We start from the raw sequence: 18,143 nt of genomic DNA on the forward strand, positions 1-18,143 counted from the left end.
GTCGAATCCAATATACACAGCTTGGAAGCAAGTTGTCTGCCGGGGTTCCGCGTACCCGTCGAAGCTGCAGCGGTTTTCGTCACGCCTTGCCCTGCGCAGCCACGGCAGCCACGGCTTTTTCGGCCGCTGCCGCGTCGCCGAGGTAATAGTGCCGCAGCGGCTTGAGTTCGTCATCCAGCTCGTAGACCAGCGGAATGCCGTTCGGGATATTGAGGCCCACGATATCGTCGTCGGAGATGCCGTCGAGGTACTTCACCAGCGCGCGGATCGAATTCCCGTGCGCCGCCACCACCAGGCGGCGTCCGGCGCGGATAGCCGGCGCCATCGATTCGTTCCAGAAGGGCAGCACGCGCGCCACCGTGTCCTTGAGACACTCGGTCAGCGGCACCTGCTCCGTGGCCAGCTTGGCGTAGCGCACATCGCTGCGTTCGCAGCGCGGATCGTTCGGCTCCAGCGGCGGCGGCGGGGTGCTGTAGCTGCGGCGCCAGACCAGCACCTGCTCGTCGCCGTACTTCTTGGCGGTTTCGGCCTTGTTGAGGCCCTGCAGCGCGCCATAGTGGCGCTCGTTCAGCCGCCACGAGTGCACCACCGGCAGCCAGGTGCGGTCGAGTTCGTCGAGCGTATGCCAGAGCGTGCGGGTGGCGCGCTTGAGCACGCTGGTGTAGGCGACGTCGAAGTCGTAACCCTCGGCCTTCAGGAGCCGCCCGGCCTGCTTGGCCTGGTCGATGCCGGTGGCCGTCAGGTCGACGTCGGTCCAGCCGGTGAAGCGGTTTTCGAGATTCCAGGTCGATTCGCCGTGGCGGATCAGTACCAGTTTGTGCATGGGGGAAGGCCTTTGGAACGCGAGCGAAAAGTCGACATTCTAAAATCCGGGGTTTGCTACTCAAGGAACACCGTGAAATTCATCGTCGACAACTGGATGCTGATCCTGATCGCGCTCAGCTCGGGTGGCATGCTGGCCTGGCCGCTGCTGCGCGGCGCCACCGCCGGATCGCTCACGGCCCAGGGGGCGGTGCAGCTCATCAACCGTGAGCGGGCGGTGGTGGTCGACGTGCGCGAACCCGAGGAGTATGCCGCGGGCCACGTGACCGGTGCGAAGAACGTGCCGCTCAACCAACTCGAGGAAAAACTCGGCGCCGCCGTCAAGAACAAATCGGTGCCGCTGCTTCTGATGTGCGCCACCGGGGCGCGGGCCCAGCGTGCGGTGGCGATGGCCAAGAAACTCGGCTACGAGCAGGCCCAAGCCGTGGCCGGCGGGCTCAAATCCTGGAAAGAAGCTAACCTGCCTGTTGAAAAGGCCTGAACTTCCCCCGACATGAGCACGATGCAAGCCGTCAAGATGTACACCACCGCCGTTTGCCCCTATTGCATTCGAGCCAAGCAAATCCTCAAGGCCAAGGGTGTCGAGCAGATCGAGGAGATTCGCATCGACAGCGATCCACAGGCGCGCATCACGATGATGAACGCCACCCAGCGGCGCACCGTGCCGCAGATCTTCATCGGCGACACCCATGTCGGCGGCTGCGACGACCTGATCGCGCTCGACGGCCGCGGCGGCCTCATGCCGTTGCTGCAAGGCGCCTGAGGCCACGGGGCGATAATCGTCCCTTTCATCCCATTCTCCAGCCCGCTCTCGGGACCTTCTCCCCGGCGGGCGTTGTTTTGACCCTCGAAAGTTCAGCCATGGCCGACCAGCAAGCCCAAGATCCCGTCTTCCAGATCCAGCGCGTCTATCTGAAAGACCTGTCGCTCGAGCAGCCCAATTCGCCGGCCATCCTTCTGGAGCAGGAGCAGCCGACCGTCGACATCCAGCTCGGCGTCGATGCCCAGCCGGTGACCGACGGCATCTTCGAGATCACCGTCTCGGCCACCGTGCAGACCAAGATCCAGGACAAGACCGTGTTCCTGGTCGAGGCCAAGCAGGCCGGCATCTTCGAGATCCGCAACCTGCCCGAAGACCAGATGGGCCCGATCCTCGGCATCGCCTGCCCGCAAATCGTCTACCCCTACCTGCGCGGCAACGTGGCCGACGTGATCCAGCGCGGCGGCTTCCCGCCGGTGCACCTGGCCGAGATCAACTTCCAGGCCATGTTCGAACAGCAGCAGGCCCAGGCGGCGGGCCAGCCCTCGCCGATCGTCACGCAGTAAGCGCAACGCAACTGCGCCGCCGCCGATGAAGATCTGCGTGCTCGGCGCCGGTGCCTGGGGCACGGCGCTGGCGGTCAATGCGGCCGGCCGCCATCCGGTCACCCTGTGGGCGCGCGATGCGGCCCAGGCTCAGGCCATGTCGGCGGCGCGCGAGAACCAGCGCTATCTGCCCGGCATTGCGCTGCCTCCATCGCTCGCCATCCGCGCTGGCGATGCGCTCGGCGCGCTGGCGGGCGCCGATCTCGCTATCGTCGCGACGCCGATGGCGGCCTTGCGCGAACAGCTCGTGCTCTTGCGCGACGCCGCCTGTCCGGTGGCCTGGCTTTGCAAGGGCGTCGAGCCGGCACGCGCCGACCCGGACGCCGTGGGCCTGCTGGGGCACGAGATCCAGGCCGCCGTCGCGCCCCATCTGATAGCCGGCGTGCTGAGCGGTCCCAGCTTTGCGCAGGAGGTGGCACAGGGTCGTCCCACGGCGCTGGTCGCCGCCAGTTTCCACCCGCAGCTGCGCGATGCGCTGGTGGCGGCCTTCCACGGCCCGACCCTGCGCGTCTATGCCAACGACGACATCGTGGGCGTCGAGGTCGGCGGGGCCGTCAAGAACGTGCTGGCGATCGCGACCGGCCTGGCCGACGGCCTGGCGCTGGGCCTCAATGCGCGCGCCGCGCTGATTACCCGCGGCCTGGCCGAGATGACGCGCTTCGGCGTCGCGCTCGGCGCGCGCGCCGATACCTTCATGGGGCTCTCCGGCCTCGGCGACCTCGTGCTCACGGCCACCGGCGATCTCTCGCGCAACCGCAAGGTCGGCCTGCTGCTGGCCCAGGGCCGCACGCTGGCGCAGGCGGTGGACTCGCTGGGCCACGTGGCCGAGGGCGTCTACTGCGCGCGCACCGTGGTGCAGCGCGCGCGCCATCTGGGGGTCGAGATGCCGATCGCCGACAGCGTGGTGGCACTGCTCGATGGCCGCGTGCGGCCGGCGGAAGCGGTCGCCGAACTGATGGGGCGCGAGCCCGGCGTCGAATCAATCTGAACAATGGACGACATCTTCGATTTTTCTACCGCCCGTGTGGCCGAGCTCGCGCAGGCCGATGCCACGCGGGCGCTGCGCGAAGACGCCGGCGACGGCGACCTCACGGCCGGCTTGGTGCCCGCCGGCCGCCGTGCCACAGCACGGGTTCTGCTGCGCGAGGCCGCCGTGCTGTGCGGCGCACCGTGGGTCGAGGCCGTCGTGCGCCAACTCGACCCGCAGGCCCGCATCGTGTGGCAGGGCGCGGAAGGCGCGCATTGCGCGGCCGACCAGACCGTGCTCGAAATCTCGGGCGATGCGCGGGCCTTGCTCACTGCCGAGCGCACCGCGCTCAATTTCCTGCAGCTCCTGAGCGCCGTCGCGACGCGTACCGCCACCTATGTCGAAGCGGTCCGCGGCACGCGCGCCGCCATCGTCGACACCCGCAAGACACTGCCGGGCCTGCGACTCGCGCAGAAGTACGCGGTGCGCGTCGGCGGCGGCACCAACCACCGCATCGGCTTGTACGACGCCATCCTGATCAAGGAAAACCACATCGCCGCCGCAGGCGGCGTCAGCGCTGCGCTGCAAGCCGCGGCGCGCGTGGCCGGCCGGGCGAAATTCGTCGAGATCGAGGTCGAGACGCTGGACCAGCTCGACGAGGCGCTGACCCAGGGCGCGCGCATGGTGCTGCTGGACAACATGGACCTTCCCACCCTGCGCGAAGCCGTGCGCCGCAACGAGGCGGCCGGAAAGACCCGCGCCGTGTTGGAGATCTCCGGCGGGGTCACACTCGAAAGCGTGCGTGCCCTGGCCGAGACCGGCGTCGATCGCATCTCGGTGGGCGCGCTGACCAAGGACATCAAGGCAGTCGATTTTTCGATGCGCTTCTAGATAGGCTCACCCCCAGGCTTGCCCACTTCGTGTGGCCGCCAACCCCCTCACCGGGGGCAACACCAGCGGCCCGGCAAAGCCGGTTCCGCGGTGTTCCTGGAAGGAACGGACATTTTGCGCAACTGGTAATGGATCAGCCATGGCTACTGCATCTTCCACCGTTATCGATGTCGACTACGAGCAGCCGGCCGAAGCCGGCGTCGCCTGCGACACGCGCCATGCCTGGGCCCGCGTTCTGCCCGAGCCGGCGCCGGCCGAACGCGAAGCGCTCAAGCAGCGCATCCGCCGCCTGCTGCGCGAGCGCGATGCGGTGATGGTCTCGCATTACTACGTGCATCCCGACCTGCAGGACCTGGCCGAGGAAACCGGCGGTCTGGTGAGCGATTCGCTCGAGATGGCGCGCTTCGGCCGCGACCATGCGGCGCGGACGCTGGTGGTCTCAGGTGTGCGCTTCATGGGCGAGACCGCCAAGATCCTCTCGCCCGAGAAGCGCGTGCTGATGCCCGACCTCGACGCCACCTGTTCGCTGGATCTCGGCTGCCCGGCGGATGCCTTCGGCGCCTTCTGCGACCAGCACCCCGATCGCACCGTGGTGGTCTACGCCAACACCAGCGCGGCGGTGAAGGCGCGGGCCGACTGGCTGGTCACCTCCAGCTGCGCGCTCGACGTGGTGCGTGCGCTGACGGCCGAGGGCCGCAAGATCCTGTGGGCGCCCGACCGGCACCTGGGCGACTACATCCGGCGCGAAACCGGAGCCGACATGGTGAGCTGGGAAGGTGCCTGCATCGTGCACGATGAATTCAAGGCGCTCGAGCTCGAACTGCTGAAGGAGGCCCATCCGCGGGCCAAGGTGCTGGTGCATCCGGAAGCTCCGGCCGACGTGATCGCGCTGGCCGATGCGGTGGGTTCGACCTCCGGCATCCTGGGCGCGGCGCAGCGCATGGACGCCGCCGAATTCATCGTCGCCACCGACAGCGGCATGCTGCACAAGCTGCGCACGCTCAATCCCGGCAAGATCTTCATCGAGGCGCCCACGGCCGGCAACGGCGCCACCTGCAAGAGCTGCGCGCACTGTCCGTGGATGGCGATGAACGGCCTGGCCGATTTGGCGCGCGTGCTCGAAACGGGTGCCGGGGAGATCCATGTCGACCCTGCGCTGGGTCTTCGCGCTCGCGTGCCGATCGACCGCATGCTGGCCTTCACGGCCGGGCTCAAGAACGGCCAGCCGCCCGGCAGCCTGATTGCCGGCATCGGCGCTGCCTGAGCCTCAGGCGCCGAGCTCCAGCGTGCAGGCGTCGCCCAGCGCGTCGCGCCAGACGCGCACCCGCGAGGGCGGCGTCCGCATGTCGGCCAGCGCATGGGCAATGAACAGGCAAAGGTTTTCCAGCGTGGGGATGCCCAGGCCGGGCACGTCGTCGAGCAGGTGATGGTCGAGCCGTTCGCGCACCGCCTGCAGGTGTTCGCGCAAGAGGCCGAGGTCGATGACCATCCCGGTGGCCGGATCGAGCGGCCCGCTGACGGCGACCTCCGCGTGGTAGGTGTGGCCGTGGATGCGGCGGCTGCCTTCGGCGTCGATCTCGCGCCTGAGGGTGTGGGCGGCGTCGAAAAAGAAGCGCTGACTGACGGTGAGTTGCTGGGTAGACATCGGTTGCGGGGTGCGGACCTCAGCGGATCCCAGTCAATTTGTGGGTCTGCAGGCTCAACCGCCAGCCGGGACGGCGCATGCAGGTATCGATGCACAGGGCCGTGTTCTCGGCCTGTGCCGGGCCGTCCATCGGCTGCAGGAAGCGGTGCGCGAAGCGGCTGCCGGCCTGCAGCGCCTCCAGGTCGAGACCGGGCTGCGGCCACACCACCTTGAGTTCCTGTCCCGTGCGCTGGACCCAGGGCGCGCCGGCCTTCGGGCTGATGCAAAGCCAGTCGATGCCTTCGGGCGCAAGCACGGTGCCGTTGCTTTCCACCGCGATCCGGAAGCGGCGCGCGTGCAGGGCGGCGATCAGCGCGGCATCGACCTGCAGCAGCGGTTCGCCGCCGGTGAGCACGACCATCCGGTGCTCGGCGTCACCGGCCGGCCATTGCGCGGCGACGGTGTCGGCGAGCAGTTCGGCGCTCGCGAACTTGCCGCCCAGGGTGCCGTCGGTGCCGACGAAATCGGTGTCGCAGAAGCGGCAGACGGCGTCGGCGCGGTCGCTTTCACGGCCGCTCCACAGGTTGCAGCCGGCGAAGCGGCAGAACACGGCCGGCATGCCGGCCTGGGCGCCTTCGCCCTGCAGGGTGTAGAAGATTTCCTTGACGCTGTAGCTCATGAAGACTCAGAGGTCGATCTCCAGGTTGTCGATCAGCCGCGTGGCGCCCAGGCGGGCCGCGGCCAGCGCAACCAGCGGCTCGCCGGGCGCCGGCGCCTGCAGGTCGGCGCGGCGGCGCAGCACCAGGTAATCGGGCTGCCAGCCGCGCTCTTTCAGGGATTGCAGCGCGCGCGCCTCGATCGCGGCCAGGTCGCGCTCGCCCGAACGCAGCGCATCGGCCATGGCCTGCAGCGCCTTCGACAACTGCACCGCCTCCGCGCGCTCGGCCTCGCTCAGGTAGCCGTTGCGCGAGGACAGCGCCAATCCGTCATCCGCACGCCGGGTCTCGCCGCCCACGATCTCGATCGGCAGCGCGAACTGCCGCACCATGTGGCGGATGACCATCAGCTGCTGGTAGTCCTTCTTGCCAAACACCGCGACATGCGGCTGCACGCAGGCGAAGAGCTTCATCACCACGGTGCAGACGCCGACGAAGAAGCCGGGCCGGAAATGGCCTTCGAGGATGTCGGCCAGCGCCGGGTCCGGATGCACCTTGCAGGTCTGCGGCTCGGGGTAGAGCGCCTTCTCGTCGGGCGCGAACAGCACATCGCAGCCGGCCGAGCGCAGCTTCTCGCAATCGCTCTCCCAGGTGCGCGGGTAGGTGTCGAAGTCCTCGTGCGGCAGGAACTGCAGCCGGTTCACGAAGATGCTGGCCACGGTGACGTCGCCCAGCGGCCTGGCCTGCTGCACCAGGGCCAGATGGCCCTCGTGCAAGTTGCCCATGGTGGGCACGAAGGCGGGGCGCTGGAAACGGGCCAGGTGCTTGCGCAGTTCAGGAATGGTGTGTGCGATGTGCATGGTCGTCATGTGCCTACCAGGCGTGAAGTTGGTCGTCGGGAAAGCTGCCGTCCTTCACCGCGCGCACATAGGCTGCAAGAGCCTCTGCGATGCCGGACGCATCGGCCATGAAGTTGTGCACGAACTTCGGCATCTTGCCGAGGTTGATGCCCAGCATGTCGTGCAGCACCAGCACCTGGCCGGCGGTGCCGCGGCCGGCGCCGATGCCGATGGTGGCGCAGTGCTTCAGTTCGGCCGTGAGCTCGGCGGCCAGCGCGGCCGGCACCATCTCCAGCACCAGCATCGCGGCGCCCGCGTCCTGCAGCGCATGGGCCTGCTGCTTGAGCAGGGCTGCCGCTTGCTCGCCCTTGCCCTGCACGCGGTAGCCGCCCAGCGCGTGCACCGTCTGCGGCGTGAGGCCGAGGTGCGCGCACACCGGGATGCCGCGCTCGACCAGGAAGCGGACGGTCTCGGTGGTCCAGCCGCCGCCTTCGAGCTTGACCATGTGGGCGCCGGCCTGCATCAGCACCGTGGCGCTGGCGAGGGCCTGCTCGCGCGATTCCCGGTAGCTGCCGAAGGGCAGGTCGGCGATCAGCCAGGCCGTGCCCTGCACGCGGCGCAGCCCGCGAAAGACGCTCTCGGTGTGGTAGCGCATGGTGTCCAGCGTCACGCCCACGGTGCTGTGCAGGCCCTGGCAGACCATGCCCAGGGAGTCGCCGACCAAGAGGCATTCGACGCCGGCCGCATCGGCCATGGCGGCGAAGGTGGCGTCGTAGGCGGTCAGCATGGTGATCTTCTCGCCGCGCGCATGCAGCTCCGCCAGGCGCGGCAGGCTCAGCGGTTTGCGCAGCGACGGCGGGGACGCGGGCGGCAGGGTGCCGTAGGGGGTGGCGGCGTTTGGCATGGTGTGCTTCTCAACAATGGCGCAGCGCGCCGCAGGTTCGAACCGGGCGGCGCCTCAAGCGGCCGGCGGCACCAGGATCGTGGGCGCCGCGGGCGCGGCGAGCGAAGGATAGTCGCGGCTGAAATGCAGGCCGCGGCTCTCGCGCCGCGCCTGCGCCGAGCGCACGATGAGCTCGGCCACCTGCACCAGGTTGCGCAGCTCCAGCAGGTCGCGCGTGACATGGAAGTGGGCATAGAACTCGTGGATCTCGGCGGCCAGTAGCGCGATGCGGTGGGCGGCGCGCTCCAGCCGCTTGTTGGTGCGCACGATGCCCACGTAGTCCCACATGAAGCGGCGCAGCTCGTCCCAGTTGTGCGAGATGACCACGGTCTCGTCGGCATCGGTGACCCGGCTGTCGTCCCAGGGCGGCAGCTCGGCGCCGGCGTGCGCCTGTGCCTCGGCGATGGCCAGAGCAGCCGCGCGCGCGAACACCATGCATTCGACCAATGAGTTGCTGGCCAGCCGGTTGGCGCCATGCAGGCCGGTGCAGGCGGTCTCGCCGATGGCGTAGAGGCCCGGCACGTCGGTGCGGCCGCTCAAGTCGCTCAGCACGCCGCCGCAGGTGTAGTGCGCGGCCGGCACCACGGGAATGGGCTCGCGCGTGATGTCGATGCCCAGCTCGGCGCAGCGCGCGAGGATGTTGGGAAAGTGCTCCTGCAGGAAGGCCGGGCTCTGGTGCGAGATGTCCAGGTGCACGCAGTCCAGCCCGTGCTTCTTCATCTCGAAGTCGATGGCGCGCGCCACCACGTCGCGCGGCGCGAGCTCGGCGCGCGCGTCGTGCGCGGGCATGAAGCGGGTCCCGTCGGGCAGTTTCAGCAGGCCGCCTTCGCCGCGCACCGCCTCGCTGATCAGGAAGGACTTGGCATGCGGGTGGTACAGGCAGGTCGGATGGAACTGGATGAACTCCATGTTCGCCACCCGGCAGCCCGCGCGCCACGCCGCGGCGATGCCGTCGCCGGTGGCCGTGTCGGGATTGGTGGTGTAGAGGTAGACCTTGCCGGCGCCGCCGGTGGCCAGGATGGTGTGCGGCGCGCGGAAGGTGATCACTTCGTCGGTCGCCTCGTCCAGCGCATAGAGGCCCAGGCAGGCCGGGTCGGCCAGCCCGAGCTTGCGGCCGGTGATCAGGTCGACCAGCGTGTGTTCCTCGAACAGCGTGATGCCGGGCGTGCGGCGCACGATCTCGATCAGCGTGCGCTGCACCGCGGCGCCGGTGGCGTCGGTCACGTGCGCGATGCGGCGCTGGCTGTGGCCGCCTTCGCGCGTCAGGTGCAGCTCGCCGTTCTCGAGCGAGAAGGGCACGCCGAGTTCGCGCAGCCAGGCAATGGCCTCGGGCGCATGCTCGACCACGAAGCGGGTCGCGGCCAGGTCGCAGAGGCCGGCGCCGGCGACCAGGGTGTCGTCCACATGGGACTGCAGGCTGTCGCCCTCGCCCAGGACGGCCGCGATGCCGCCCTGCGCCCACTGGCTGGAGCCGTCGTTCAGCGCGCGCTTGGTGAGCACGGCCACGCGATGCGTGGGCGCCAGATGCAGCGCGGCGCTGAGGCCGGCGAGGCCGCTGCCGACGATCAGGACGTCGAAGTCACGCGATGCCATGGAAGGAGGGTCGGGAAGAAGGTCAGGCGGGCGAGTAGGCGAGCCGCACGTAGATCGGCGCGAAGGCCTCGGCCTGCGTGATGTCGATCAATGTTTCCTTCGCGAGCTCGAGCATCGCGATGAAGGTCACGATCAGCACCGGCACGCCGCGCGTCACGTCGAACAGCTTCTCGAACTCGACGAACTGCCTCCCCTGCAGGTGGCGCAGCACGATGCTCATGTGCTCGCGCACGCTGAGCTCCTCGCGCGAGATCTTGTGGTGCTGCACGAGCTTGGCGCGCTTCATGATGTCGGCCCAGGCCTCGCGCAGGTCGACCACGTTCACGTCGGGAAAGCGCGGCTTGAGCGACTGCTCGATGTAGACCTGCGCCTTCCAGAAATCGCGCCCGGCCTGCGGCATCGCGCTGATCGATGCAGCCTGCAGCTTGGCCTGCTCGTACTCGAGCAGGCGGCGCACCAGTTCCGCGCGCGGGTCCTCGACCTCCTCGCCGTCCGCCGACTTCTTGGGCGGCAGCAACATGCGCGACTTGATCTCGATCAGCATCGCCGCCATCAGCAGGTACTCGGCCGCGAGCTCGAGGTTGGTCTGGCGCACCTGGTCCACATAGGTCAGGTACTGGCGCGTCAGCCCCGCCATCGGGATGTCGAGGATATTGAAGTTCTGCTTGCGGATCAGGTAGAGCAGCAGATCCAGCGGCCCTTCGAAGGCCTCCAGGAAGACCTGCAGCGCCTCGGGCGGGATGTAGAGGTCGTTCGGCAGCGCGAACAGGGGCTCTCCGTAGAGCCGGGCGAGCGCGACCTGGTCGATCACCTCGGGCATCGCGGCGATCGGCGGCGCGTCTTCGTCGATGACGTCCTCTGCCTCCACGGCGCGGGCATCGTCGCCCGCCATGGTGGCCCGGGAATGCGCTACAGGCCGGATGGGCACTTGTTACTTCACGCGCGTCTGGTAGACGTAGGGCTGCTGCGGCACATTGGCCTGGCCGTACTCCTCGAGCGCGTCGCGGTCGAGGTGCTTGTCCCACAGCAGCGCGCGGCCGGCGCGCTGTTCGGCCTCGAGGGTTGGCTTCTTTTCCTTCATCTCTTCGATGAAGTTCGTGATCTCGGAGGTGTAGTGGGGGCGGGCGAAGATGGACATGGGGGTTTGGACCTTTGCGGCGAATTTTACCGGGGCTCAATCCCGGTCTTCCCGCACCGGTGGATTCCTCATTGTTGGAGGGGTCGCCATGCGCTAGCGTGGCGGCTCCCCAACACCATAAGGAGATTGCTCATGCGCCGACTTTCGCTGTACCTCGTTTCGACGGCCGCGGCGGCCATTGCACTGGCGGCCTGCAGCGGCATGACCGGTACGCCGCAAAGCAAGATGAGCTTCTTCCTCACCAGCGCGAACCCCGGCAAGGGCGCCGATTTCGGCGGCCTCGCGGGCGCCGACCGCCATTGCCAGAGCCTGGCCGCGAGCGCGGGTGCCGGCGGCCGGACCTGGCGTGCCTACCTCAGCAGCAGTGCCATGGCGGGCACCCCGGCAGTCAATGCGCGTGACCGCATCGGCCGCGGCCCCTGGGTCAACGCCAAGGGCGAGCAGATCGCCAGCAGCGTGGACGACCTGCACGGCCCCAGCAACAAGCTCAACAAGCAGACGGCGCTGACCGAAAAGGGCCAGATCGTCAGCGGGGGCGGCGACCCCGTCAACCTGCACGACATCCTGACCGGCTCGTCGCCCGACGGCCGTGCCGTGAGTAACGACAAGGACAACACCTGCGGCAACTGGACCAAGAGTGGCGAAGGCTCGGCCATCGTGGGTCACCACGACCGCAGGGGGCTGGACGACAGTGCGCCCGCGAAGTCCTGGAACTCCTCGCACCCCACCCGCGGCTGCAGCCTGGAGGCGCTCAAGACCACAGGTGGCGGCGGTCTGATGTACTGCTTCGCGCAGAATTGAACGGTGCAAGGACGAAACAGACGAAATGGCAAGACCGCCGCGGTGGCCATTTTTCTGGCCACCGCGCTTTGCCTGACCGGCTGCGACCCGCAGCGCATCAGTGAGCTGGAGGAGGGCGTGTCGACCGAGGCCGACGTTCGGGCCCGCTTCGGCCAGCCGGAAAACATCTGGGACGCGCCGGGCGGCCGTGTCTTCGAATACAACCGCCAGCCCGCGGGCCAGAAGAACTACATGATCACCATCGGCGCCGACGGCAAGATGAGCGCGCTGCGCCAGGTGCTCACGCCCGAGAACTTCGCCCGGGTGCAGCCCGGCATGGCGATGGAAGACCTGCGCAAGCTGCTCGGCAAGCCGGCCAGGCGCACGCCGTACCCGCTCAAGAACGAGACCGCCTGGGAATGGCGCTGGCTCCAGCCGCCGAATTCGCCGATGGTGTTCGTTGCCACGCTCAATGACGACCAGCGCGTGGTGCGCTCCGGTTCTTCGCCGGACCGAAGCACCGAAGCCAATTCGAACTAGTGTGCGGCCTGGCCGGGTGCGCCCGAGGTGATCTCGTCCGCGAAGCCCGAGCGCACGATCACTTCGAGCGGCTGCGGCTGCAGCGACTCGATGCGCAGCACGCCGTCGCGCGCCAGCACCGCCTTGTGCAGCTGGCGCAGCGCGTCCAGGCCGGTGGCGTCGAGCGAAATCAGCTGCATCGCATCGAGCACCACCGTCATGCCGCGCGGGGCCCGCTCGACCGCCTGCACGGTCGGGTCCAGCTTGGCGGCGGCGCCGAAGAACAGCGCGCCGTAGAGCCTGAAGGTCAGCACCGGCGGCTGCAGCGACACCATCTCGACGCTGAACAGCGTGCTCATGCGCCGGATGAACAAGGCGCAGGCCAGCACGATGCCCGCCTGCACCGCCACCGTCAGGTCGAACACCACGGTGAGGAAGAAGGTGCCGAGCATCAGGAACCTGTAGTGCTGGCTGAAGCGGCGCAGCATGTAGGGCGAGAACTCGCGCCATTCGCCCATGTTCCAGGCCACGAACACCAGGATGCCGGCCAGCACCGCCAGCGGCACGTGCTGCGCGAGCGGTGCCGCCACCAGCACCACCACCAGCAGCGTGAGCGCGTGCACGATGCCGGCGATGGGCGAGCTGGCTCCGGCGCGCACGTTGGTCACGGTGCGTGCGATGGTGCCGGTGGCCGGCATGCCGCCGAAGAAAGGGGTCACCACATTGGCGATGCCCTGCGCCATCAGTTCCTGGTTGGGGTCGTGGCGAGGCTGGCCGCTGGCCTGGTCGGCCACGCGCGCGCACAGCAGCGACTCGATGGCGCCGAGCAGCGCGATGGTGATCGTGGGCGTCACCAGCTGCTTGACGGTTTCCCACGAGAAATCGGGCAACGCGAAGCCTGGCACGCCTTCGGGAATGCCGCCGAAGCGCGTGCCGATGGTCTCCACCGGCAGGCTGAAGCCCCAGGACACCAGCGTCAGCGTGACCAGCGCGACGATCGGCCCCGGCATGCGCGAACCGGCACGCACGGCGCGCAGCTCGGTCATGCGGCCCAGCACCAGGTGCACTGCGTAGCCGAAGCGCGTCTTGTCGTGCAGCAGTTTCGGCCAGGCGAACAGGCCGATGAGGCAGACCAGGCCGAGCCCGAAAGCGTAGAGATTGAAGCTGCCGAGGTTCGTGGCCAGCGTGTGCAGCTGGGAGAACATGTCGGCCGGCATCTTCTCGATCGAGAGGCCGAGCCAATCCTTGAGTTGCGAGATCAGAATCAGCGCCGCGATGCCGTTGGTGAAGCCGATCACGATCGACACCGGCACGTAGCGGATCAGGTTGCCGAGCCGGAACAGCCCCATCAGCAGCAGCAACACGCCGGCGCAGGCGGTCGCGATCAGCAGGTTCGCCACGCCGTAGCGCTCGACGATGCCGTAGACGATCACGATGAAGGCGCCGGCCGGCCCGCCGATCTGCACTGCCGAGCCGCCCAGGGCCGAGATCAGGAAGCCCGCGATGATCGCGGTCCAGATGCCGGCCTCGGGCTTGAGCCCGGAAGCGATCGCGAAGGCCATCGCGAGCGGCAGCGCCACGATGCCCACCGTGGCGCCGGCGCCGAGGTCCTTGAAAAAACGTTGCCTGTCGTAGCCGGCCAGCGCGTCGATCAGTCGGGGGCGGAAGTGCGCAAGCTTCAATGGCGAGGTCATGACGCTATTGTGGATGCGCCTTTTTCGCTCAGCGATCTTCGCTGTCGGGCAGCACGGCATCGGCCGTGGCGCCCACTGCCTTGCCCGCGATGCGGGCCGTGCCGATCGCCGCATCGGCCGCCAGGCCGACCGCGCCGGCGCCCACGCTCACCGCCGTGCTCGCGACGCTGACCACTGCGCAGCCGCCAAGCGGCAGGCCGAAGGCCAGGATGAGGGCGGCGATGAGGACGCAGCGGTTCATGAGCGGCGCTAGCGTACCCGCATGCCGGGTGTTGCGCCACTCGTCGGCTCGAGCACGTAGATGCCCGGCTGGGCCTTCTCGTCCGCATGGCTGGCGGCCAGCACCATGCCTTCGGAGATGCCGAACTTCATCTTGCGAGGCGCGAGGTTCGCGACCAGCACCGTGAGCTTGCCGACCAGCTGTTCGGGCTCGTAGGCCGAGGCGATGCCGGAGAAGACGTTGCGGGTCCTGCCCTCGCCGGCATCTAGCGTCAGATGCAGCAGCTTGGTCGAGCCTTCGACCTTTTGGCAGGCCACGATCTTGGCGATGCGCAGGTCGATCTTGGCGAAGTCGTCAATGGTGATGGTCGGGGCGATGCCTTCGCCGCCGGGCAGGGCGGTGGCGGGAGCGGCTTCCGGGGGCGGCTCGGGCGGCTCGAAGAGCTGGTCGAGCTGCTTGGCGTCGACGCGCTGCATCAGGTGCTTGTACTCGCCGATCGGGTGGCCCGAAGGCAAGGGCGCATGAACGTCGCCCCACGCCAGCGGATCGATCTTCAGGAATTCTTCGACGTTCCTGGCGAGCGTCGGCAACACGGGCTTCAGGTACAGCGTCAGCAGGCGGAAGGCCTCGATGCAGGCCGAGCACACGTCGTGCAGCCGCGCCTCCTGGCCTGCCTGCTTCGCGAGCTCCCACGGCTTGTTGGCGTCGACGTACGCGTTCACGTGGTCGGCAAGGGCCATGATCTCGCGCAGCGCGCGCGCGAAGTCGCGGCTGTCGTAGAGGGCGCGGATGTTCTCGGCCTCGAGGCGCAGTACCTCCAGCACATGCAGGCCGTCGCTGCTGACCTGCCCCAGCCGGCCGCCGAAGCGCTTGGCGACGAAGCCGGCCGCACGGCTCGCGATGTTGATGTACTTGCCGATCAGGTCGGCGTTCACGCGGGCGATGAAGTCGTCGGGATTGAAGTCGACGTCTTCCACCTTGGCGTTGAGCTTGGCCGCGATGTAGTAGCGCAGCCATTCGGGGTTCATGCCGATCGAGAGGTACTTCAGCGGATCGATGCCAGTGCCGCGGCTCTTGCTCATCTTCTCGCCCGAGACGGTGATGAAGCCGTGCACGTTGACCTGGCTCGGCGTCTTGAGGCCGCTGAACTGCAGCATGGCGGGCCAGAAGAGCGTGTGGAAGTAGACGATGTCCTTGCCGATGAAATGCACCTGCTCGACGGCAGGATCGGCGACGAACTCGTCGAAGCTCTGCGAGGTGCGCGAGGCCTCGTGCCAGTGATGGGCGGCCTGGCCCTTGTCGAAATGGTTCTTCAGGCTCGCGAGGTAGCCCACGGGCGCATCGAGCCACACGTAGAAGTACTTGCCCGGCGCGTCGGGAATCTCGATGCCGAAGTAGGGCGCCTCGCGCGAGATGTCCCAGTCGGCCATGCCGGCCTCGAACCACTCGCTGGCCTTCTTCGCCATCTCGGGCTGCAGCTTCCCGTCCTGCGTCCAGGTCTTCAGGAAGTCGACCACCTTCGGGTCCGACAGCTTGAAGAAGAAGTGCTCGGAGCTGCGCAGCTCGGGCGTCGCGCCGGTGAGCGTCGAATAGGGGTTGATCAGCTCGGTCGGCGAATAGACGCTGCTGCACACCTCGCAGGCGTCGCCGTACTGGTCCTTGGCGTGGCACACCGGGCATTCGCCCTTGATGTAGCGGTCGGGCAGGAACATGCCCTTCACCGGGTCGTAGAACTGCTCGATGGTGCGCGTGGCGATCATGCCGCCGGCCTTGAGCTTGCGGTAGATGCCCTGGGCCAGCTCGGTGTTCTCGGTGCTGTCGGTCGAGTGCCAGTTGTCGAAGCGGATGTGGAAGCCGTCGAGGTATTCCTTGCGGCCGGCGGCGATCTCGCCGACGAATTCCTGCGGCGTCTTGCCGGCCTTTTCGGCCGCGATCATGATCGGCGCGCCGTGCGCGTCGTCGGCACCCACGAAATGCACCATGTGGCCCTGCATGCGCTGGAATCGCACCCAGATGTCGGCCTGGATGTATTCCATGATGTGGCCGACATGGAACTTGCCGTTGGCATACGGCAGGGCGGTGGTGACGAAAAGCTTGCGCTGGGACATCGGGGAGGCGCTTTCTGGGGGGACGAGGGAGCCGGCGGGAGGGGCATTTTAGGCGGCCGGGCGCCGCTGATAGATTCCGCGGGACATGAAGCACGCCGTCTTCTTCCGCAACCTCAACCTGGGCCGGCCGAATTGCCCGACCCGGGCGCAGTTCGAAGCCGCCTTCCTGGCGGCCGGTGCCGGATCCGCTTCTTCCTTCCTGACCAACGGGACGATGGTCTTCGAGGCCCGCAACAAGACCGCCGCGCGCAAGGTGCTGCTGCGGTCCTGCGAGGCGCTCGCAATCGAATGCGGCCTGCGCGAGCCGGCCTTCCTGCGCAGCGTGGATCACCTCGCCGAGCTGGTTGCCCTCGATCCCTTCGCGTCCGTCGATCGCGACAGCGTCTACGAAGTCTGCGTGAGCTTCCTTCATCCGAAACACATCGCGCTGCCTGCGCTGCCGCTGGTATCGAAGCGCGAGGACGTCGAAGTGCTCCACGCCACCGAGGGCGAAGCCTTCAGCATCAGCCGCGTCGTCGGCAACACGCCGGGCAGCCCGAACGCCTTCCTCGAAAGGCTGCTGGGCGCGCCGGCGAGCACGCGGGCCTGGAAAACGGTCGTGCGGCTGGTTGACAAGCATTGCTGAGCCGCCTGGCAAACCAACCGTGGGTGCGGTGTGGTGACAAAAGGCACACATTAGGCTAGGATGCCGGGATGAAGTCTTTTCGGTGGAGCCCGGAGAAAAACGACATGCTCAGGGCAGATCGAGGAGTCTCTTTCGAGAGCATCGTTGTCGCTATCGAATCGGGCGGCTTGCTGGATATCCTGGCCCACCCCAATCAGGTGAAATATCCGAAGCAGCGAGTACTCGTCGTGGCTTATGACGGCTATGCGTATTTGGTGCCGTTTGTCGAAGAGGAAGACTGTTTCTTCTTGAAGACCGTCATCCCGAGCCGCAAAGCGACACGCGACTACTTGAATACGGGTGAATCAGATGCAGAACATTGACGACAACGAAAGCGAAATTTCCAGCGCCTACGACAAGGGAAAACTCAAGTCGGTCGCCACCAAGAGCGAGCTTGCCAAGTTCAAGGCGGTGGCGCGGGCCACCGCCATCAAGGATCGGCGCGTCAATATCCGCCTTTCCTCCGGCGACTTGAACGACATCCAGGTCAAGGCCCTCGAAGAAGGCATGCCCTATCAAACCTTGATTGCCAGCGTGCTTCACAAGTACGTCACGGGCCGCCTGGCAGAGCAGCCCGAACGCACCACTCCCTCGCCGCGCGCCGCCGCGCGCAAGCGGCGTCCCAGCTCCGCGAGTTGACTCGGTCATGACTCCGACCCTCCCCACCCTGTCCCTGATCGAAACCCGCGTGCTCGGCGTCCTGGCCGAGAAGCAGCGCACCGTGCCCGACAGCTATCCGCTGACCCTCAATGCGCTGGTGGCCGGCTGCAACCAGAAGACCAGCCGCAACCCGCTGATGGAAGCCACGGACACCGACGTGCAGGCCGCGCTCGACAGCCTCAAGGGCTACAGCCTGGTCATGGAAACCAGCGGCGGGCGCGTCTCGCGCTATGAGCACAACATCGAGCGGGTGCTGCGCGTGCCCTCGCAGTCAGCCATCCTGCTGACGGTGCTGATGCTGCGCGGGCCGCAGACCGCCGGCGAGCTGCGCATCGCCTGCGAGCGCATGCACAACTTCGCCGACATCTCCTCGGTCGAGGCTTTTCTCGACGAGCTGGCGGCGCGGCCGGCCGGCGCGCTGGTGGTGAAGATGCCGCGCCTGCCCGGAGCACGCGAGAGCCGCTGGGCCCATCTGCTCGCCGGCGAACCGCCCGAGAGCACGCCGGAGACCCGCACCGCGAGCGGTCCTCAGGATGCCTCGCTCGGCGAAGTGGCGGCGCTGAAACTCAACGTGGCGCGGCTCGAGGCGGAGGTTGCCGCGCTCAAGACGCTGACGGCGCGGATCTGCTCCGAGCTCGGCATCGCCAACGACGGCTGAGC

Annotated in this window: 23 protein-coding genes; 12 read left to right on the forward strand and 11 right to left on the reverse strand. The window is 67.8% G+C overall.

Features of this window, described 5'->3' with window-relative positions; genetic code table 11:
• Nucleotides 1-79: 79 nt before the first annotated feature.
• Nucleotides 80-823 carry a 2,3-diphosphoglycerate-dependent phosphoglycerate mutase gene (gpmA, locus tag AC3A6B_RS11630; RefSeq protein ID WP_487836858.1) on the reverse strand — a complete coding sequence of 248 codons (744 nt, stop codon included), beginning with the start codon at nt 821-823 and terminating at the stop codon, nt 80-82.
• Between the two features lie 72 nt (nt 824-895).
• Between gpmA and AC3A6B_RS11635 the strand changes: the two genes are divergently transcribed.
• The 6 genes from AC3A6B_RS11635 to nadA all read left to right on the forward strand — a co-directional run bounded on the left by AC3A6B_RS11635 (nt 896) and on the right by nadA (nt 5,309).
• Nucleotides 896-1,303: a rhodanese-like domain-containing protein gene (locus AC3A6B_RS11635; RefSeq protein WP_487836859.1), complete on the forward strand. Its 408-nt coding sequence runs from the start codon at nt 896-898 to the stop codon at nt 1,301-1,303.
• A gap of 21 nt (nt 1,304-1,324) precedes the next feature.
• Complete coding sequence (gene grxC, locus AC3A6B_RS11640; RefSeq protein ID WP_487837000.1) at nt 1,325-1,585, forward strand: glutaredoxin 3; 261 nt, start codon at nt 1,325-1,327, stop codon at nt 1,583-1,585.
• 98 nt (nt 1,586-1,683) lie between these two features.
• Nucleotides 1,684-2,148 (forward strand): protein-export chaperone SecB, encoded by a 465-nt coding sequence (secB, locus tag AC3A6B_RS11645; protein WP_093105876.1) that lies wholly within the window; start codon nt 1,684-1,686, stop codon nt 2,146-2,148.
• A 25-nt stretch (nt 2,149-2,173) separates the two neighbouring features.
• Nucleotides 2,174-3,175 carry an NAD(P)H-dependent glycerol-3-phosphate dehydrogenase gene (locus AC3A6B_RS11650; protein ID WP_487836860.1) on the forward strand — a complete coding sequence of 334 codons (1,002 nt, stop codon included), beginning with the start codon at nt 2,174-2,176 and terminating at the stop codon, nt 3,173-3,175.
• Nucleotides 3,176-3,178: 3 nt separating this feature from the next.
• Nucleotides 3,179-4,045: a carboxylating nicotinate-nucleotide diphosphorylase gene (nadC, locus tag AC3A6B_RS11655; RefSeq protein ID WP_487836861.1), complete on the forward strand. Its 867-nt coding sequence runs from the start codon at nt 3,179-3,181 to the stop codon at nt 4,043-4,045.
• 139 nt (nt 4,046-4,184) lie between these two features.
• Entirely contained in the window at nt 4,185-5,309 is a 1,125-nt protein-coding gene (gene nadA, locus AC3A6B_RS11660) for a quinolinate synthase NadA (protein ID WP_487836862.1), read from the forward strand.
• A gap of 3 nt (nt 5,310-5,312) precedes the next feature.
• Here nadA and AC3A6B_RS11665 read toward each other — a convergent pair whose 3' ends face one another.
• The 7 genes from AC3A6B_RS11665 to AC3A6B_RS11695 all read right to left on the reverse strand — a co-directional run bounded on the left by AC3A6B_RS11665 (nt 5,313) and on the right by AC3A6B_RS11695 (nt 10,838).
• On the reverse strand, nt 5,313-5,690 hold the full coding sequence (locus tag AC3A6B_RS11665; protein ID WP_487836863.1) for a 6-carboxytetrahydropterin synthase: 378 nt from the start codon (nt 5,688-5,690) through the stop codon (nt 5,313-5,315).
• Nucleotides 5,691-5,709: 19 nt separating this feature from the next.
• Nucleotides 5,710-6,348: a 7-carboxy-7-deazaguanine synthase gene (gene queE, locus AC3A6B_RS11670; RefSeq protein ID WP_487836864.1), complete on the reverse strand. Its 639-nt coding sequence runs from the start codon at nt 6,346-6,348 to the stop codon at nt 5,710-5,712.
• Between the two features lie 6 nt (nt 6,349-6,354).
• The gene (gene panC / locus AC3A6B_RS11675; protein WP_487837001.1) at nt 6,355-7,185 is read right to left on the reverse strand and encodes a pantoate--beta-alanine ligase; all 831 of its coding nucleotides are present in this window, start codon (nt 7,183-7,185) and stop codon (nt 6,355-6,357) included.
• A 13-nt stretch (nt 7,186-7,198) separates the two neighbouring features.
• The gene (gene panB / locus AC3A6B_RS11680) at nt 7,199-8,068 is read right to left on the reverse strand and encodes a 3-methyl-2-oxobutanoate hydroxymethyltransferase (RefSeq protein ID WP_487836865.1); all 870 of its coding nucleotides are present in this window, start codon (nt 8,066-8,068) and stop codon (nt 7,199-7,201) included.
• Nucleotides 8,069-8,122: 54 nt separating this feature from the next.
• Nucleotides 8,123-9,700 carry an L-aspartate oxidase gene (nadB, locus tag AC3A6B_RS11685; protein ID WP_487836866.1) on the reverse strand — a complete coding sequence of 526 codons (1,578 nt, stop codon included), beginning with the start codon at nt 9,698-9,700 and terminating at the stop codon, nt 8,123-8,125.
• A 22-nt stretch (nt 9,701-9,722) separates the two neighbouring features.
• On the reverse strand, nt 9,723-10,520 hold the full coding sequence (locus AC3A6B_RS11690) for a segregation and condensation protein A (RefSeq protein ID WP_487837002.1): 798 nt from the start codon (nt 10,518-10,520) through the stop codon (nt 9,723-9,725).
• A 111-nt stretch (nt 10,521-10,631) separates the two neighbouring features.
• Nucleotides 10,632-10,838 carry a DUF3460 family protein gene (locus AC3A6B_RS11695; protein ID WP_093105897.1) on the reverse strand — a complete coding sequence of 69 codons (207 nt, stop codon included), beginning with the start codon at nt 10,836-10,838 and terminating at the stop codon, nt 10,632-10,634.
• 132 nt (nt 10,839-10,970) lie between these two features.
• Here AC3A6B_RS11695 and AC3A6B_RS11700 point away from each other — a divergent pair, with 132 nt between their 5' ends.
• A complete protein-coding gene (locus tag AC3A6B_RS11700) occupies nt 10,971-11,639 on the forward strand; it encodes a hypothetical protein (protein WP_487836867.1) in 669 nt (222 codons plus the stop codon).
• A 42-nt stretch (nt 11,640-11,681) separates the two neighbouring features.
• A complete protein-coding gene (locus AC3A6B_RS11705) occupies nt 11,682-12,158 on the forward strand; it encodes an outer membrane protein assembly factor BamE (protein WP_487836868.1) in 477 nt (158 codons plus the stop codon).
• On the opposite strand, the gene AC3A6B_RS11710 is transcribed toward AC3A6B_RS11705, so the two are convergent.
• The 3 genes from AC3A6B_RS11710 to metG are packed head-to-tail and all read right to left on the reverse strand — an operon-like array spanning nt 12,155 to nt 16,159.
• Nucleotides 12,155-13,831 carry a SulP family inorganic anion transporter gene (locus tag AC3A6B_RS11710; RefSeq protein WP_487836869.1) on the reverse strand — a complete coding sequence of 559 codons (1,677 nt, stop codon included), beginning with the start codon at nt 13,829-13,831 and terminating at the stop codon, nt 12,155-12,157. The genes AC3A6B_RS11705 and AC3A6B_RS11710 overlap by 4 nt on opposite strands.
• Before the next feature lie 28 nt (nt 13,832-13,859).
• On the reverse strand, nt 13,860-14,072 hold the full coding sequence (locus AC3A6B_RS11715) for a hypothetical protein (RefSeq protein WP_487836870.1): 213 nt from the start codon (nt 14,070-14,072) through the stop codon (nt 13,860-13,862).
• 8 nt (nt 14,073-14,080) lie between these two features.
• Nucleotides 14,081-16,159 (reverse strand): methionine--tRNA ligase, encoded by a 2,079-nt coding sequence (metG, locus tag AC3A6B_RS11720; protein WP_487836871.1) that lies wholly within the window; start codon nt 16,157-16,159, stop codon nt 14,081-14,083.
• An 85-nt stretch (nt 16,160-16,244) separates the two neighbouring features.
• Here metG and AC3A6B_RS11725 point away from each other — a divergent pair, with 85 nt between their 5' ends.
• The 4 genes from AC3A6B_RS11725 (at nt 16,245) to AC3A6B_RS11740 (ending at nt 18,141) form a co-directional block, all read left to right on the forward strand.
• Complete coding sequence (locus AC3A6B_RS11725) at nt 16,245-16,784, forward strand: DUF1697 domain-containing protein (protein WP_487836872.1); 540 nt, start codon at nt 16,245-16,247, stop codon at nt 16,782-16,784.
• A gap of 68 nt (nt 16,785-16,852) precedes the next feature.
• Nucleotides 16,853-17,146: a BrnT family toxin gene (locus AC3A6B_RS11730; protein ID WP_487836873.1), complete on the forward strand. Its 294-nt coding sequence runs from the start codon at nt 16,853-16,855 to the stop codon at nt 17,144-17,146.
• A complete protein-coding gene (locus AC3A6B_RS11735) occupies nt 17,133-17,462 on the forward strand; it encodes a hypothetical protein (RefSeq protein WP_093105917.1) in 330 nt (109 codons plus the stop codon). The genes AC3A6B_RS11730 and AC3A6B_RS11735 overlap by 14 nt, the downstream gene beginning before the upstream one ends.
• A 7-nt stretch (nt 17,463-17,469) precedes the next feature.
• Entirely contained in the window at nt 17,470-18,141 is a 672-nt protein-coding gene (locus AC3A6B_RS11740; protein ID WP_487836874.1) for a YceH family protein, read from the forward strand.
• Nucleotides 18,142-18,143: the final 2 nt, after the last annotated feature.

It is taken from the genome of Variovorax sp. Soil_C_33 (assembly GCF_057656935.1).

Excerpts from the sequence above, each read along its gene's own strand:
- AC3A6B_RS11735 (WP_093105917.1), top strand. The coding sequence starts at position 17,133 with ATGCAGAACATTGACGACAACGAAAGCGAAATTTCCAGCGCCTACGAC.
- AC3A6B_RS11730 (WP_487836873.1), top strand. The coding sequence starts at position 16,853 with ATGAAGTCTTTTCGGTGGAGCCCGGAGAAAAACGACATGCTCAGGGCA.
- AC3A6B_RS11695 (WP_093105897.1), bottom strand. The coding sequence starts at position 10,838 with ATGTCCATCTTCGCCCGCCCCCACTACACCTCCGAGATCACGAACTTC.
- AC3A6B_RS11665 (WP_487836863.1), bottom strand. The coding sequence starts at position 5,690 with ATGTCTACCCAGCAACTCACCGTCAGTCAGCGCTTCTTTTTCGACGCC.
- AC3A6B_RS11690 (WP_487837002.1), bottom strand. The coding sequence starts at position 10,520 with ATGCCCGAGGTGATCGACCAGGTCGCGCTCGCCCGGCTCTACGGAGAG.
- nadC (WP_487836861.1), top strand. The coding sequence starts at position 3,179 with ATGGACGACATCTTCGATTTTTCTACCGCCCGTGTGGCCGAGCTCGCG.
- metG (WP_487836871.1), bottom strand. The coding sequence starts at position 16,159 with ATGTCCCAGCGCAAGCTTTTCGTCACCACCGCCCTGCCGTATGCCAAC.
- secB (WP_093105876.1), top strand. The coding sequence starts at position 1,684 with ATGGCCGACCAGCAAGCCCAAGATCCCGTCTTCCAGATCCAGCGCGTC.
- AC3A6B_RS11650 (WP_487836860.1), top strand. The coding sequence starts at position 2,174 with ATGAAGATCTGCGTGCTCGGCGCCGGTGCCTGGGGCACGGCGCTGGCG.
- AC3A6B_RS11710 (WP_487836869.1), bottom strand. The coding sequence starts at position 13,831 with ATGACCTCGCCATTGAAGCTTGCGCACTTCCGCCCCCGACTGATCGAC.
- panC (WP_487837001.1), bottom strand. The coding sequence starts at position 7,185 with ATGCACATCGCACACACCATTCCTGAACTGCGCAAGCACCTGGCCCGT.
- AC3A6B_RS11725 (WP_487836872.1), top strand. The coding sequence starts at position 16,245 with ATGAAGCACGCCGTCTTCTTCCGCAACCTCAACCTGGGCCGGCCGAAT.
- AC3A6B_RS11740 (WP_487836874.1), top strand. The coding sequence starts at position 17,470 with ATGACTCCGACCCTCCCCACCCTGTCCCTGATCGAAACCCGCGTGCTC.
- AC3A6B_RS11700 (WP_487836867.1), top strand. The coding sequence starts at position 10,971 with ATGCGCCGACTTTCGCTGTACCTCGTTTCGACGGCCGCGGCGGCCATT.
- AC3A6B_RS11715 (WP_487836870.1), bottom strand. The coding sequence starts at position 14,072 with ATGAACCGCTGCGTCCTCATCGCCGCCCTCATCCTGGCCTTCGGCCTG.
- nadB (WP_487836866.1), bottom strand. The coding sequence starts at position 9,700 with ATGGCATCGCGTGACTTCGACGTCCTGATCGTCGGCAGCGGCCTCGCC.
- grxC (WP_487837000.1), top strand. The coding sequence starts at position 1,325 with ATGCAAGCCGTCAAGATGTACACCACCGCCGTTTGCCCCTATTGCATT.
- panB (WP_487836865.1), bottom strand. The coding sequence starts at position 8,068 with ATGCCAAACGCCGCCACCCCCTACGGCACCCTGCCGCCCGCGTCCCCG.
- nadA (WP_487836862.1), top strand. The coding sequence starts at position 4,185 with ATGGCTACTGCATCTTCCACCGTTATCGATGTCGACTACGAGCAGCCG.
- queE (WP_487836864.1), bottom strand. The coding sequence starts at position 6,348 with ATGAGCTACAGCGTCAAGGAAATCTTCTACACCCTGCAGGGCGAAGGC.
- gpmA (WP_487836858.1), bottom strand. The coding sequence starts at position 823 with ATGCACAAACTGGTACTGATCCGCCACGGCGAATCGACCTGGAATCTC.